Annotated in this window: 12 protein-coding genes; 5 read left to right on the top strand and 7 right to left on the bottom strand. The window is 42.1% G+C overall.

The window, feature by feature from the left end:
• Positions 1 to 95: 95 nt before the first annotated feature.
• The 6 genes from ACGF49_RS07370 to ACGF49_RS07345 form a co-directional block, all read right to left on the bottom strand.
• Positions 96 to 587 carry a fimbrial protein gene (locus ACGF49_RS07370; RefSeq protein WP_228902600.1) on the bottom strand — a complete coding sequence of 164 codons (492 nt, stop codon included), beginning with the start codon at positions 585 to 587 and terminating at the stop codon, positions 96 to 98.
• Positions 588 to 600: 13 nt separating this feature from the next.
• Positions 601 to 1,191: a fimbrial protein gene (locus ACGF49_RS07365; protein WP_113042612.1), complete on the bottom strand. Its 591-nt coding sequence runs from the start codon at positions 1,189 to 1,191 to the stop codon at positions 601 to 603.
• Positions 1,184 to 1,927: a fimbria/pilus periplasmic chaperone gene (locus tag ACGF49_RS07360; RefSeq protein WP_113042610.1), complete on the bottom strand. Its 744-nt coding sequence runs from the start codon at positions 1,925 to 1,927 to the stop codon at positions 1,184 to 1,186. Before ACGF49_RS07360 ends, ACGF49_RS07365 begins: the two co-directional genes overlap by 8 nt.
• A gap of 95 nt (positions 1,928 to 2,022) precedes the next feature.
• Positions 2,023 to 4,578, bottom strand: coding sequence for an outer membrane usher protein (locus ACGF49_RS07355; RefSeq protein ID WP_113042608.1), 2,556 nt, complete (start codon positions 4,576 to 4,578; stop codon positions 2,023 to 2,025).
• Between the two features lie 19 nt (positions 4,579 to 4,597).
• Positions 4,598 to 5,146, bottom strand: coding sequence for a fimbrial protein (locus ACGF49_RS07350; protein ID WP_228902598.1), 549 nt, complete (start codon positions 5,144 to 5,146; stop codon positions 4,598 to 4,600).
• Positions 5,147 to 5,229: 83 nt separating this feature from the next.
• Positions 5,230 to 5,769 (bottom strand): fimbrial protein, encoded by a 540-nt coding sequence (locus tag ACGF49_RS07345; RefSeq protein ID WP_387490353.1) that lies wholly within the window; start codon positions 5,767 to 5,769, stop codon positions 5,230 to 5,232.
• A gap of 682 nt (positions 5,770 to 6,451) precedes the next feature.
• On the opposite strand from ACGF49_RS07345, the gene ACGF49_RS07340 reads away from it, so the two are divergent.
• Complete coding sequence (locus tag ACGF49_RS07340) at positions 6,452 to 7,024, top strand: tyrosine-type DNA invertase (RefSeq protein WP_271867114.1); 573 nt, start codon at positions 6,452 to 6,454, stop codon at positions 7,022 to 7,024.
• A 564-nt stretch (positions 7,025 to 7,588) separates the two neighbouring features.
• On the opposite strand, the gene ACGF49_RS07335 is transcribed toward ACGF49_RS07340, so the two are convergent.
• Entirely contained in the window at positions 7,589 to 9,166 is a 1,578-nt protein-coding gene (locus tag ACGF49_RS07335) for a phosphoethanolamine transferase (protein ID WP_387490350.1), read from the bottom strand.
• 845 nt (positions 9,167 to 10,011) lie between these two features.
• On the opposite strand from ACGF49_RS07335, the gene ACGF49_RS07330 reads away from it, so the two are divergent.
• From ACGF49_RS07330 to ACGF49_RS07315, 4 genes are all read left to right on the top strand, one after another.
• A complete protein-coding gene (locus tag ACGF49_RS07330; RefSeq protein ID WP_113042598.1) occupies positions 10,012 to 10,626 on the top strand; it encodes a plasmid pRiA4b ORF-3 family protein in 615 nt (204 codons plus the stop codon).
• An 829-nt stretch (positions 10,627 to 11,455) separates the two neighbouring features.
• On the top strand, positions 11,456 to 13,213 hold the full coding sequence (tssF, locus tag ACGF49_RS07325; RefSeq protein ID WP_387490346.1) for a type VI secretion system baseplate subunit TssF: 1,758 nt from the start codon (positions 11,456 to 11,458) through the stop codon (positions 13,211 to 13,213).
• A gap of 25 nt (positions 13,214 to 13,238) precedes the next feature.
• Positions 13,239 to 15,125 (top strand): lipase family protein, encoded by a 1,887-nt coding sequence (locus tag ACGF49_RS07320; RefSeq protein WP_387490343.1) that lies wholly within the window; start codon positions 13,239 to 13,241, stop codon positions 15,123 to 15,125.
• Positions 15,122 to 15,853 (top strand): hypothetical protein, encoded by a 732-nt coding sequence (locus tag ACGF49_RS07315; RefSeq protein WP_113042594.1) that lies wholly within the window; start codon positions 15,122 to 15,124, stop codon positions 15,851 to 15,853. Before ACGF49_RS07320 ends, ACGF49_RS07315 begins: the two co-directional genes overlap by 4 nt.
• Positions 15,854 to 15,906: the final 53 nt, after the last annotated feature.

Below are 15,906 nucleotides of genomic sequence, written 5' to 3'. Positions count from 1 at the left end.
AGCCTGTACCCCTTGATGACCATAAACCGTGGCAGCAATAACCATAAAACCAACACGCAACACGAATAATTTTAAATATTTCATTAAGTTTCCTTTCACTGGTATTCCGCCAGCAATGTCGCCGTCACTTCAAATGCCCCTTCCGGCAACGTACTTCCTGGTTTTTTCACCGGCACCGCTTGTATCACCGGCTGTTTCTGTGATGTCACCGGAATACGCTCATTAAGGGTGAATGCTTTACCATCCAACGTCAGACGAATGCCTAAATCAGTAATATTGGTTTGCAACGCGGCGGCATCAAATGAGGTTGGTGAGCCAATCACCGTCAATCCTAAACTCCAACCTGAGATATTAGGCGCACATACCAACTGATAATTCACGGGCTTGGTATAATTCACCCCGTTCACCTGATAGATGCCAACATTGTGACCAAAATAGACATCAATCATATTATCGTCATTAATCACGCAAGAGGGCGCTTCAAGCAGCGTGCCGTGAAACCACATATTATCGGCTGCCCGTCCCGGCATCACACTGATTAATCCCAAGCACGCACCCCAGAAAACACGATAGATAAAATAGTTCATTGCATGTCCCCGTTCACTGGTATTCAACCATCATGGTCGCACCCGCGCCAAAGTCGCCGCCTTGCAATACCGTAGCCATATCTTTTACCGGCACCGCATGTAACTCAGGAAAATCAGGATAGTTGAATTTCATCCAGTCATTGACGGGCAATTTTCGTCCGTTATGAATGACAGCAATACCAAGCCCAGTGTGATTGGTTTGCAACACCGCTGGATCAAAACTGGCAGTGTTACCCGATATCATCATTTTCATTGCATTAGCCGGCATTTTTTCACATTTCACGGTGTATTTGACGGGTTGCATATAATTAATCCCATCAATCCGGGTAATCATCACGTCGCCAAAATCTACATCAATAGTATTACCATTATTAATCACACAAGGTGGAGGTGCGATAACCACGCCGTAAATATTGACCGGTGTTTTACCCGCAAAATTACTGACAGGTCCTGCTGCTATATTTCCCCTTTTTGTCAGCAAATCAGCCTGAGCATTTACACTCAGCAAACAGCCAAACAGTAATACGCTCCATTTTTTCTGCCTGCGATACTGTCTTTTTATTCGCAGAGAACACAGAGAAAGAAAACACAGAGAATTAGTCATAATTCACCTGACAATGGTTGCCGGCACAACTAAAGGTCAATTGCGGCCGGCCGCCATAATCATTGATATACGTCAGTACTGGCGCACTCCCTAATGCCCCTGCACTACCACTCAGCACCGCATTACTTTTGGGCGCTATCATAAATGGCTTAAAGTCCGCCACCGTTTTACCTTTAAGCTGGCTTGCTGCATCCACCACGGTGATGTAATAGGGTGTCGGGTTGTTCACCTGATATCGGTCCCCACGACGCGTCAAAGTCATCTTCTCTTGCCACGGATTATCCAAATCGGTACGGCTGGCAACAATGGCTTTCGGACGATAGAACAGCTTGATCCGGGTTTGTAGCGCAATCTGCAAGGTATTCGGTTTCTTGCTGCGTGGCGGAATTTCACGCAAATTAAAATAGAACACGCTTTCCCGATCCTGTGGTAACTGCGCGATTGTTGGCAGTGACTGTATTTTCACCTGGCTCTTAGCGCCCGGCTCCACCCTCTGCACCGGTGGCGTCACCACTAACGGACCATTGATTTTGTTACCCTGTTCATCTTCTATCCAGCCCTGAGCCAGATACGGCAACTCTTTGTTCTGGTTGCTGATATCCATACTGGTGGATTTGTCCTCACCGTTAAACACGATCCGGGTACGATCCAGCGCAATCGCCGCCATTACCTCACTGATCACCGACAGACTTAGGATAGCGATCGTGACTACATTGATTGTCTTCTTCAATTTCATGCTCTCAATTACTCATTCTTAGAATAATCATTACAGGTCACCGCGATACACTTCGGTGACAGCAACAAGGTTTTTACTCTGCCAGTCAATGAAAGTTATGGCTGTTTATTGCCGTCGGCTAACTGGCAGAGCAGTAATAACGAAGCCATCTCTTCTACTTTTGGTAATTGATGTGGCAGCTCAATCACACATTGCCATTCCCCATCCCAACGCACATCCAGTTTCTCTCCCGGATTTATCCCACTCAAGTAGGTGTTCCCACCATCACTGACAATACCGATCTCCCGTTGATCCTTATTCAGTACCGTCGCCCCAAACGGCGGCGTGCTACCATCCGGCAAGCGGATCATACCCATCGCTTTTTCACCGGATATCACTTGGAATTTACGATAACCAATCGCCCCTTCCGTCAGTGTCGCTTGTTGTACCGACCGGATTGCCTCCACATTGTCCGGCAGTTTGTTCAAATCAATACTCGCACTGTTGCGGTAATAGTTGTTCACATCAGAGATCACCGCCTTACCGAACATATTGGTATGAGTAATCGCGCCGAAGCCTTTCACCGGTACGCCACCGACACCATCGGTATCTACCATCAAACGGGTGGTACCCGGCATATTAATGCGATGCAGTGCCGCGCCTTTCGGCGTCATGGTCATCCCTCCCTGAATAGAAAGCGCCGCCGTGGTATAACGCCCATCCTGATAACTTGCACTGGTCGTCAGTTGAGTACGATCGCCGTAATGGGTTAAATAACCGTTAGCCGCAGCCTTGCCATCAATACTGGTGCCAACCGCTAAACGATAGTTACTGTTTTCATTAATCCGGTCGTAATAACCTACCGTGTGGGAGTTACCTTCCCGGTTGACCATGGCGTTATAACTGACAGTTCCTGAATTACCCCACGGCAGGGATAACGTCATATACATCCCGTCGTCATTTTTACCTTCATATTTATTACGGTAAGCAGACAGATTCAGGTTAATATTCTTATAACTTCCAATATCAAAATAACGTGATATCGATAAGTTATAGCGATCGTTATTCGAACGGTTCCAATAAGTCTGGTGGCTATAATTTAAGTAGATACTGGTACCAATATGCGTAAACTGCTTATTGAGCATAATGGTGTAAAGTTCTTTATTACTCTCCGCATCACCATCGTGATAACGGCGATCCAGATACTGACTCATGCTCATAAAGTCACGTTCCGAGAAACGGTAACCGGCAAAAGTCACCTGACTGTCATACTCCTCAAAACGCTTGGAATAACTGAGACGATAAGAGCCACCAATCAACGTTTGGTCCTCAGCCGGTAAATCGGCGCGGGATTCAGTGACATCAAAGGAAAGAGCGCCAAAGACCATCAGATCACGCCCAACCCCCAATGATAACGCGTTATAATTCCCGGCCCCCAATATCCCACCGTACAGCGACCAACCATTGTTTATTCCCCAGGAAAACTCACCAATACCAAAGCCCGATCCCTCACTGTGATGTTTCCAGTTAGTCGGCTTACCCGCCGCCAGTTTGTACTGAACCCGGCCCGGACGAGTTAAATAGGGAATATTCGCAGTATCGATCTGAAATTCCTGTAAACCGCCATCCTGCTCCTCTACCCGCACATCCAGTTTGCCGCTCACTGCATCATTGATGTCCTGAATACGAAATGGACCTGGCGCAACTTGGGTTTCATACAACACCCGCCCCTGCTGACGAATAGTCACTCTGGCATTGGTTTTCGCTACCCCCGTCACCTCTGGCGCATAGCCTCGCAGGTTCGGAGGCAACATATTGTCATCCGTCACCAGACTCAAACCGGTAAAACGGAAGCTGTCAAAGATATCTGAATTAAGGTAATCCTCACCCAACGTTAGCTTAGCCTGCCAATGTGGGATTGCCCGGTACAAGTAATAACGGCTCCAATCCCAGTTTTTCTCTGTGCTCCCTGCCCGCCCCGTGACATGGTTATACTGTGATTGCCAGTCTGCCCGCAGGCGCCACGCCCCCAAATTTATCCCAGTCGTACCATTAGCACTGACATTCTGATTTTCACTTCCCTTCGCCGGCTTAGAGATCTGAGCATTGACGTTATAATCAAACATCATTCCGAAAATCCCCTCATCCCAACGTGACGGCGGGTCCCAGTCTGGTGAGTTATATTCAAGATAGGCTTGAGGCACACTCAGGTATAACGTGTCACTGCTCAAATCACCGCGCACTGTCATGCCCGGCAGCGTTTTAGTCTCCAGACACTGGTTATTGTTCCACCAGGTAATCTTTGATTCCCATTCCGCCCGCAGCCCCAACTGCTTCACCAGCTCAGGCGGCAAACACGCCACACTCCCCTTCGGATCATCCGGTGGTACCATAAAAGTCACCGGCATCTCCGGCAGTTCGCTTTTATTCAGACGCACCGCCATCTGATAATTCCCCGGCATGATATAACCCGCACGGGAAAACTCTTTTAAATTAATCCGAGAACGATCCTGAACATCCAATACATCCGTATTAAATTCAATTTCCTCTTCCGCATACACCGCATGAGTCCCCATTAACGCAAGCAGTACCGAAACAATAAGAGGTTTCAGGACACACCGAACCGAGACCACCCTGTCATATTCAGTGGTCAAACCCAAAAACAAAGCCATAACATTCCCAGATCGATGATTAGTGATAATCCAGCCTGAACCGAACCGTGGTTCGATACTGCCCCGCTTGCAATAACTGGCGATTACCCACCAATCGCATCACGTAATTAAGCTTCATCTGCTCTGCCTGTAAGTCCCCCACCGGTAGTGGAGTTCCCGGATACGCCTGATTGCCGTATATGTCTGTAATTTGTAATGCCACTCCTTGAGCCACACCAGATAACCGGAAATTGTTCCCATCCGGCACGCCATCAAACATCACCTGAAAGTGGCGCCAATCGGGTTTACCCAAGGCGGCGGAAGTCAGTACACAGTTAATCAAACGGATGGAAAAGGGGCGCACGGCTCCCCGTTCATCATGTATCATCCGGCTTACCGGGATCGTGGCTAACTCAATCGTCTGGTCACGGCTACCTGCATCAATCGCACAGGCCGTATCAATGATGGTGCCTTGCATGCTAACGCGACCATATCCTTGCGTTCCTTGTGGAGCAGCCGTTTCAGCTTCAATAACACAGGAAAACATTAACAGGCAGGGCACTACAACAACGGCAGAATATCGGCTCATGACTTCTCTCCAGCTAAACATATTCAAAACTTTTGATTAGGAAACGCCCGCCTCCTTATAAGCGTTTCCGTGCATGAAAAGACTTATTGGTAAGTCAGCTGGAAGTTGGCAATGCCGGTGAAATTACCCGGAACAACGGCATCAGGTGAAGTATCACCCTGAAGATAGGCAGCAAAATACAGATCATTATTACCATCATGCAGAGCTACAGCCGGTGAGGGGGTACCTAGTTTGATTTTGTTACCGCCCGCATCAGTGAGCGCAATACCCGCGCCTTTAGCAACTCCTTCGATACCTAGCAAACCATCACCGCCGACGATGCTAGATTTGGCGCCAACAAACGTCGTGGTGACTGTACTTATCGTTTCAGTCGTACAGTTATCTAAAGAAATTTTGAATGGCGTGGAAGAAGAACGGCCACCGTTTTTCAAAGATGCGCTAGAAATAGAGCCCAACGGCACTACCTGATCAACCGTTTCCGGGGTGATAGAACAAGGTGCATCAGTAATAGACCCGGTAAAAGTCACCGTTCCGTGACCTTGGCTAGGATTCGCTGCATTTACCGAACCCGCAGCCAAAGCCACACCTAACCCCAGGGCCATAACCAATTTATTCAATCTCATGTGAACTAATTCCTTGAATTTAAGGATAAAATACCCATAACCATAAAAAATAACCGTGCAGGACTCCAGCGCCATGCACCTGATATTCAGCGCAAAATAGTTTAAAAATCTTGGATTAATATTTTCTAAACCAAACAAAATGCACCAAACTGTTTTTTTCAGTCAAAAAAACTAAGAATGCATAATATTTCGGAGTTAATACTCTAAAAAAGACATTAATTTGAACTTATAATCTAATTAATGAATTAATATTTGATTGAATTCAGATGAACCCACTAATTTTTTACAATAACTTGATGGTAAGGTATGAAAAATAGTAAAAAATAATGAAAAAAAGCCATATATTATAAATAGTTAAAGATTAGCAATTTGGAATTACACAAAATTTGACTTAATCGGTCGTTTTATAGGAACATATTTACAGTTTGGTGCATTCTGTTTAGTTTCTTTTTATTGTTAAATAATTTTCAAATATATAATTGCAAAGCTTACAAGCTGATATTTTCTATTAAAAAATGGCTATTTATAACTATCTAAAAACGGTATTTATAGATTTTTGCCAAAATAAATAGCGTTATCAGCTAATAATTTTATAAAAGTTCTATTAATTGATATATTCCGGTAGATTAATATTATTTCTCTACCTATAACTATCCGCCCCAATTCCACAGGAATTATTTTCATGAAGAAACGTAAGTTTTTAACCAGATATGAAATTAATGCGATTTTAGAAAAAGCACGTCAAGGATATCATGCCGAGCGAGATTATTGCATGCTACTGATGTGCTTCATTCATGGATTTAGAGTGAGCGAGTTATGCAATCTAACGTTATCCGATCTTGATCTTAACTCAGACATTATTCATGTCAGACGATTAAAAGGGGGATTATCAACAACACACCCACTAATACCAGAAGAAATTAAAGCTTTAAATCAATGGCTTAATATTAGAAAGAGTTGGAGAGAATCAGATACAGAGTGGGTCTTTTTATCACAAAAATCAGGTGCTATTTCACGCCAACAAGTTTATGGTTTATTAAAGCGTTATGGCAAACAAGCATTAGTCAATATTTCACCTCATCCACATATGTTAAGACATTCCTGTGGTTATGCTCTCGCTGATTTAGGAAGAGATACACGCCTTATTCAAGATTATCTCGGTCATCGCAATATATCCCATACCGTTATTTACACCGCAAGCAATGTAAAGCGATTTTTCAAAATATGGGAGACTCCTGCAAAAGGACTCGATTAATTTCAATATCTCTTTTCTATGTAAGACATGTAGTATGAGAAACTATTTCTCTCGGAAACAAAAAACCATCCAATCATTCGATTATAAAAATCCTTATCCATATATTGATGAGGGTTTTTATCCGATAACATGGTTATTCACATGATAAAATCTGCCCATTATTTCTTATAATTACTTTTAAAATAATTTTTCCGGAAATTAACAGATAAAACAATTAAATAAAAACGTGTATTTAATGAGAGTTTTAATAATAAATTCCATTATTACATGAATGGATAATTTCTCAGGAATGAAGAAAATAAAATCACTGGAAATTATACCCTGTTTTCCAGTGATAGCCTGCTGACTTTTAATATTTCATGGTTTATACCCGTCATCTTTCAAGTTGCCTCTTTGTTGGCTGTACTCGCTCACCCCGGTCACATAGTTACCTATGCTCCCGGGGATTCACTCCCTTACCGTCGCGATCCATCTTGAAATCCGTAGGGTATAAAAGGGATCTCTTCTTTAGAAGAAATCCCTTGTGTCATTTAATTTTACTCAATGATTAATTAACATAAATTATCAATTGATATTCTTCGACAAAAATTGTGTATCGGGAAGATCTTCATTTAATTCATCATAATCTTTAACTTCATTTTTAAAGGTAACAATCTTATTTTGCCCACCACATTGACTATTAGACATCATATTACAATCATCGGGAATACTCTTTTCTCTTATTCCAAGCCACTCAGAAAATAGAGTCAGAAAATGCAGTCCACTTCTTTGTGCCGTTATCTCTTCACGATAAGAGTAATCACTGCCGGTAATAAAAAACGGCACCTGAAAACTCTGTTTATTTTCATCATCATGTGTCAGGTTTTCTTGATCGGTTCCTTTATCAACATAAGAAAGACCATGATCCGAAAAATAAAGCATCGTCCATCTTAAATGATGATGATTAGCCTCAGATGCAATTTCAGAAAGCAATTTATCTGTATTAGATATGCTCTTGACATAACAAGAAATTTCTTCTGATTGTAAGAACAGATCATATTTTCCATTCGTTCTGACGCACGCCTGGGGGTGAGATCCCATCAGGTGAATAACAATCAGTTTCTTCTTCTTTTCTGGTATCAATGCTTCTTTAATATAAGGCATCAATTTATCATCAGGCAAATAACGCCGGTCATCAGAACTGCCACTTTTCAGGAAATGGACGCTATCTGCCTGTTGTCCAATCAACGCGACTGGAGAATCAAAAGCACTCTTCATCCCCTGATTAGATATCCAATAAGTATAAAACCCGGCTTTTTTCGCCAAGGTTATGACACTATCATTCAAATTGATCGCATTCTCACCTTTCAGAGCCAGTGAGTTAGTCAAAGATAATTGAGTCGATGCCGCTGATGAGATGTAATTTGTAAATATCTTGCCATTCGCTTTGTCCAGCCACGGCGTATTGTTATAAGGAAAACCATACGCATTCATAAAGTCTTTTCGAACACTTTCACCAATGACCATGATATAGGTTTCATATTTATCCTCTTTTACCACCGGATGCCAAGAGTCTTTCTGTTTTATTATTTCAGCAAACCTAATTCTTTCTGAATTAACTTCTTCATAGCTCTCAACGACATCACTAAAAAATCTAACTTCGGGTAATCCTGATGCCAATAGATTAAAATCAGGATTGAAACCGGAATTTATATATCCTTTTACCGGTGACCAGAAAGCTGATAATACAAAAAACAGTGATAAAAATATTGTACTCTTTCTCTTTAGCGTCACTTTTACCTTAAAAGATAAAATCATTAATATAATAATAGCTGACACCACTAAATAGGTAAAAATAGGCAGCCCACTGATAAATTCAAACGCTTCATTTTTATTCGTATAAATTAAAGATCCCACTGAATTGATATCGGGATAACCATAATTTAATCCTACAGGAGAATAGATCACGCCTACCAATCCAATCATGAATACAAAAATATAATATATATATTTGTTAAAATTAAACAATAATATCAGAATTGAAAAAGCACTAAATACATATATAAACTTTAGCTGATATCCAAGGCTTAAATGGGCCAATGAAATAAAACCAAATAAGCATATCAAAGTGAAATTTTCTTGGATTTTTTTACTCAACAGCATACTTACTCGTTTCCTTCAATCTATACCCGTTATCTTTCAAGTTGCCTCTTTGTTGGCCGCGCTCGCTCACCCCGGTCACATCGTTATCTATGCTCCCAGGGATTCACTCCCTTGCCGTCGCGATTCATCTTGAAATCCATAGGGTATATGCAATAAAACACCAAAAATTGATAATATTTTCTTATTAATAGGAGTGGTTTTACAATAAGAAAATCCGTAATTAATCAACGACTATCCATGATACAACGTCAAGCAGCACCATTCAGATTGCTACACTGAGCTATTAAACTAACGCATAAAAAAACACCTTACTCATTTATCTGTAATTTAGTTAAGGATTTCCTGAGCCAGGACAGTTATTAATCTTCTATATTTGATTAACGGTATGTAAATAATATGCGTTTTTTTTGTTAATAGCAAAACTTCTGAATATATCGATCCTGCTCGTGATTTTAAACTATACTTAATAAGTCACTTATGCACGAAGGCATATACCCGTTATCTTTCAAGTTGCCTCTTTGTTGGCTGCACTCACTCACCCCGGTCACATAGTTATCTATGCTCCCGGGGATTCGCTCCCTTGCCGTCGCGATGCATCTTGAAATCCATTGGGTATATATCCGAAGAAACCAATAACTAACTGAAAAATAGTCAAAATATCCACCTTAAGCACTGTATATCTTAAAGAAACATTAGCCGCTGAAATTGATGACATGATCCAAGCTTTTCATACAAAGCTAAACATGCTGGCATTCCAGTAAATCCAGCCAGGAAAATTCAATAAAATATTGACAATAGATGGCACACATGGAAAGAATCATCTCAAAACCATTAGGAGATTAGTGATGAATGAAAAATTCTATCAATTAAAAATAACACTTACAGACTCAAAACCCGCTATTTGGCGGCAATTTGTCGTTCCCGCCTCTATTTCATTTGACCGGCTGCATGATGTGATACAGATCGTTATGGGATGGCAGGATAGTCATCTACATGAATTTCGTATTGGTAAATTGCGACTGACAGAAATGCCAGAAAACCCATCTGATGGCAAGGAAGAAGATTTATACCGTCTGGCTGATCTGATTAAACAAAAAGGGCGATCTTTTACCTATCTCTATGATTTTGGCGATGAATGGGAACACGAAATTACTTTAGAAAACAGTGATTATCCGGCAAATGATCTTCCGCTTCCTTTTTATTGTCTGGATGGCGCTCGCGCCTGTCCCTTTGAAGATACCGGCGGGATTGATGGTTATGAAGATTTAATCACAATACTGAATTATCCTGACCATGAGGAATATGCAGAAACGCGGCTATGGATAAGCGAATTACTTGATTTGGATGAAGATGAACATTTCGACTTCGAGCAATTTCCCATTAACAATATTAATGCTTTCCTGGCGCTCTATTATCGCTGGTCACGAGATCGCTACCATCTCTTGTGGGATTGGGAGTGAATTTAACAAAGGGACAAATCTATCATCATTGGGAAAAGTTTCAGATGAGTCACTATGACAAACACCGTGACTTAATTTGAATTAATTTTTCCCATGGAATTAAATGATACTTAACTCAGTATCAAGTGCAGTTTCTGCGGTATTTTCAGATTAGCCCTATCAAGCTGCACTGGTATTTAATACCATCATCATCACTCATCTGATATTAAACACAGCAACTATCACATCAGGTATTACTATTGCCGACCATTCTTATCAATCAATAGGAAATACAAACCGCATGCAAAGACGAAGCATGCATATAAGATTCTCTTCTTTCACCACTCCTTTCCGGTGGCATTAACAAAGTTATTAAAACAACGACTAAATAGATAATGCCATTAATCATCATAACAGATTGTAATAAAAATATTTTTTAATTAGCAAATTCGAGATGGCTTGATATCTCTTTGACTCCATATCGAGTTTATAACACTTTCTTACAAATTTATATTTTTGTAAATTTGAAAAAAATTCTTGCTATATGATGAATGTTTAATTATTAATTAACCTCCATCAAATGGACTATATTTAAAAAAATTACCCCCTGTTCCCCTTATTCCTGGGGATTAACTGATCAGGATTGATTTCTGTCTTCCTATCATTCAACTCGCCATTATTCATGCGATAAGCGCTGTTTTTATCGGTGATGATGGGATTTTTACTATGTTATTTCTTTGGCAAAAGAATTGATTATTTCAACTCTGGGCAAAATATGAAACCCCTGTGGCGCTACGTTGATCGCCTCACAAACGTCTTTCCAGATAAAAACCTTATAGGACAGTGTGTTATGAATAAAAAAGAGTCTCTATTCCTACAAGAATTGCAATATATACGGCAATTGGCGCAGGAAGCCGCAAAAGAAAATCCTCACCTGGCAGATTTTTTATCTGAAGGTGCCGGTGATCCGGATATTGAGCGAGTGATGCAGGGCTTTGCGCTGTCAGCCTCCCGTATTCGCGAAAAGATTGAGGATGAGTTTCCCGAACTCACATCAGGGATGCTGGCTCATATTTGGCCATATGCCATGTGCCCGGTCCCGCCCACAAGCATCGTTCAATTTTCACCCAAAGGGAAACATCATCTGGGCGCGATAACGCTACCCGAAGGAGCGCCGGTTTTTGCCGGTGAAGGAGAAGAAGAAATCAGTTTTGAAACCTGCTGCCCTCTGCATATCGAACCACTGGCGGTGATTGACCGGCAACTGAACGCAACCCCAGAGTACAGTGAGATAACGCTAACACTGCAATGTTCGGAGAATACCTCTGAGTGGCGCAGCCAACCGCTAGATTTCTTTCTGGGCAGCGATCGTCTGCAAGCCGCTGAATTAGCCTTATGGCTTGACTTTAATCTGTGTGATGTCTTTTTGCGAACACAGGACAAAACCATCAGGCTTGATGACAGTTACCCAGTCCCGGCATTGTGGGGAACCGCACGGCAGGTTGCCATCCTTCCGGCGATGAAAACCACGCCATACTCTATCTTGCAACTGATGACTGAATACTATTATCTGCCCCATGTGCATGATTTTGTGACGATTGATATCAAGAAAGATCGTCGATTGGTGGAGTTGAACGCAGACCGGACATTCGAGCTGATTTTTCGGTTTGATGGTCATCTGATGCTAAACGATATTTCCCAAACCTTTCTGTTGGACTGCGTGCCGGTAAGACATCTGGAGCCGATGAGTGCGAAGATCTCGGTAAACAGTGAAGCCAACCATTATCAAATCCCATTGGATTCGACTAAGCAACTGTTCAAACTGAACCACGTTTGCACCTCTACTGAACCAAAGCAGGAACGTGGGCAACCATACCGCTATCTGCCGATTGAGCAATTCTCCCAAACCGCTCGTTTTCTGCCGGATGCTGAGTTTCTTTATTATTATCAGCTTAGGACCGAACGCGATATGTCGCAGCGTACCCTGCAACATCTGCACTTCTTTGACTGTCATGGTAAACCCGCGGATAACCTGCCGCCACAATCCATTTTTTGTCAATTTACCGGTTATCAAACACGGGCCTCCAACCTAGGTATCGGGGAGATTAATCTACCGGGAGAATATGCCTCAGTGCTGAAAGTAAGCAATATCACCCCAGTTTCTTCTGCTTGCCACTCAACAATGGCGGAGGATCAAATAAATAGATCGGCCTGGTCAATCATCTCTTTCCTTTCCGTATCACCCTGGATGGCTTTTCAAACCCACTCGTTAAAAGACCTTATCAAGCTATTCGATTTCGCCTCTGATCAGTCATTAAGCAAACGTATCCAAGAACATATCGACGGTATCGTTCGGCTGGATAACATCCCAATAGATCGCCTCGACAAAGGGGTTCCAGTGCGGGGCCATCAACTCGTTCTGACATTGAACCCAGATTGTTATGCCAATCAGGGGGAGATGCATCAGTTCAGTCTGGTGGTGTCACGCCTGATGAGGCTTTTCATCAGCATGCGCACTTTTGTGATGATGAAAGTTATGGATGGTCAGACGGGAGAAATCCTGTGGAATTTTCAACACATGATGTTCGGGCTGCGAGCCTATCTGTAACGTTAATTGTAAGGAAATAGTATCAATGAGCAAATTAAGCCCACTCGATTGTCTTGACTGTAAAAACATGCTGAAAAACTGGATAGAATTTCAGTTGGTGGATGAACAGGGGAAACCCTTGGTCAATATGCCTTATCGTTTGAAAATCCGTGGAAATCCTCTGCTGGGACGTAAAGGGGTTACCGATGGCAATGGATTGCTAAGGGAAGAAGATATGCCTTCCCATCCGGTAACTCTGTATATCGGCGCCCAACCGCTGGCCGATGAGATGGAACAGCGCCCGTTGCGGGAAAAACGCGGTGAAGAGGCTTCGGTGGTGAAACCAAAAGCAGAAGCCGAAGGCTATCAATATCGCTATGTGACTATCGGGCAGATTAGTGATGGATTGCCGGTGATTAAAGGGTGGGACCCCAAAGACATCCCACCTCCCTATCATTTCCCAGACCCGGAGCCAAAAGGCTATCAGGTTCATCCGGTGAATCGACGATATGTTCTGGAAGTGTGTCCATTTCGAGCTTGGGTTTTACTGTTACATCATCAGAAAGAGTATTCCATTGTGAATGCTTATAACCAGTGTTTGATGAGTGTGCTGGCCTATGCCGATGGGGATGTCAATGTAGTAGGCTCTGTGAAACATTTCTTTAACCGGCAAATGGTGGACGTTTCAAAATTGCCCTATAAATTGGAGACCTTATCGGCAACACCTGTAGTTTACGATGTGCCGTTTAGTGAACGTTATACCCGGATAGAATTTGTTAATTCTAAAACAGGAGATAATAGGCAAGGTAATACCCAGTTGTTCTATGCAGCCAGTAAAAATGATGTGATTGTCAGTTGGCGGGGTACAGCCAGCACAGAGGATGTCCTTACAGATGCTACGTACCAGCCTTTGGGATTAAGTTGCGATGAAAAAGCATTGTGCAACGGGTTTATTCACAGCGGCAAAGTACATAAAGGGTTCTGGGAGGCGTTCAGTCTGGTTGCAAAGCTGAGAGTTCCCAGTGATACAACTCAAGAAGTATTCACCGATATCAGTGAATTGGCTAACAGCAAAAGGTTATTTGTTTGCGGTCATAGCTTAGGAGGAGCACTGGCATTACTACATTGCGCACAACTAAAAGAACATGATCCGTGTTTTTACAGCTACGGAATGCCACGGGTGTTAACAATCAGTGCAGTACGAGAACTGGCAGATATCACCCATTACCGCCATGTGAATGAAGATGATCCGATCCCTTCCTTACCACCGGAAAAAAATCTGGATAACTGGCTATATGATTGTTGGGGACCACTCGGCTATCTATTCAGCCCTATTGAGTTGCTAGATGTTACCAAAAGCGGTGAAATTTTCTTACACCACGGAAAAATAGTGCACTTTTGTAAAATCAATCTGGTTATTGAATGGTTAGAAGAGCGTAATCCAAGCAACCATATACGACTCAGAACTACCTTACCCACCCAAACAAAATTATATTTAATTCCGTCATTAAGCCATGAAACAGCACATAATCTAAAGAATGCAGGTGAGATTCAAAAAGGATTTTTTAAACAGATAAGCGATGCAAATAAAGCCAAATGGTTTCCGTTGAATGAGAATCCGACCGAAAAGGATGCCTTGGGTTTCCCTGATCACAGTTCATTGAAATACGCCCGTTACATTGGTGCACGACTGGCAGAGCTAATTGCGCCGGGTAAATACCATTTTTTCCAGGATCAGGAACAATTATTTGAAAAAACGTCAAATGAAAGGACCGATATTGTTGCTGATATTCGGCAACGCGATGCATTATTTTTACAGATGGACCATCACTTAAAGCAAGCATTGATTTGCACTCAACAGGATCAAAAAGGACCTTTAGCCTTAACACGCTATATAGATAACGCTGTAGGAATTGAGGAACAGTTACCATGATAAATATTAAAAAATACTTATCGATCTTATCAGTAATTTTAATATCGAGCTGTGCTAACCCTAATGAGCCGCTTTCTCCGCCCAAAGAGAATCAGTGGATCACAGTAGAAGGGGTAGTACCAAAATATACCGAACCATATGTGTCCGCTGTGTATATATCAAAAGACTGCCTTGAATATCAGCTACATGCTGACATGTCACCTTATAAGGTGCCAACCTATAATGGGCTTCGTCTGAAAGTAAAGGCCGATCCACAAACCGGTTATTTTCAGACGAAATTACCTTTTAATGGCGGCGGCCGGTGTAAATGGAAGATTGATCGAGCTTTTGTGTCTGTGCGCTATACTGACGTCAGCCATCTGATGAAAGATGTTGTTAATAAGGGAGGCAATGGAACAGGTTTAACCGCTTTTATCAACGATGCAACCCAAACAAATCTCAGCGAAACTGCGGTATTGAATACCCTAGATTTTAGACCAGTTATTTACCCTATTCTGAAAATAGTTGAAGGGTTTCCGAAACGCTTATTTTTACGAGGTGAAGTAGGTACGCGTTTCTTCCAATTAAAATTAACTCCGGGAGCTGAATGGAAAATTATCTTTAAGCCTAAACTAGATGAAACCAAAATACCCAAGATCACGGTGACTAAAAAAAAGGAATGGGTTGAATATCCTGACGGGAGTATTAAAACCGATACTCAACAAGTCAACTTCCGATACATAAAATAAGCAAATTGCAATTTCAAAAGCAATCTAGCCCTAACACGCTATATAGATAACGC

It is taken from the genome of Photorhabdus sp. RM96S, from assembly GCF_042879335.1.
Classification (GTDB): domain Bacteria; phylum Pseudomonadota; class Gammaproteobacteria; order Enterobacterales; family Enterobacteriaceae; genus Photorhabdus; species Photorhabdus kayaii.
This window is presented reverse-complemented; position numbering and strand designations above follow the sequence as displayed.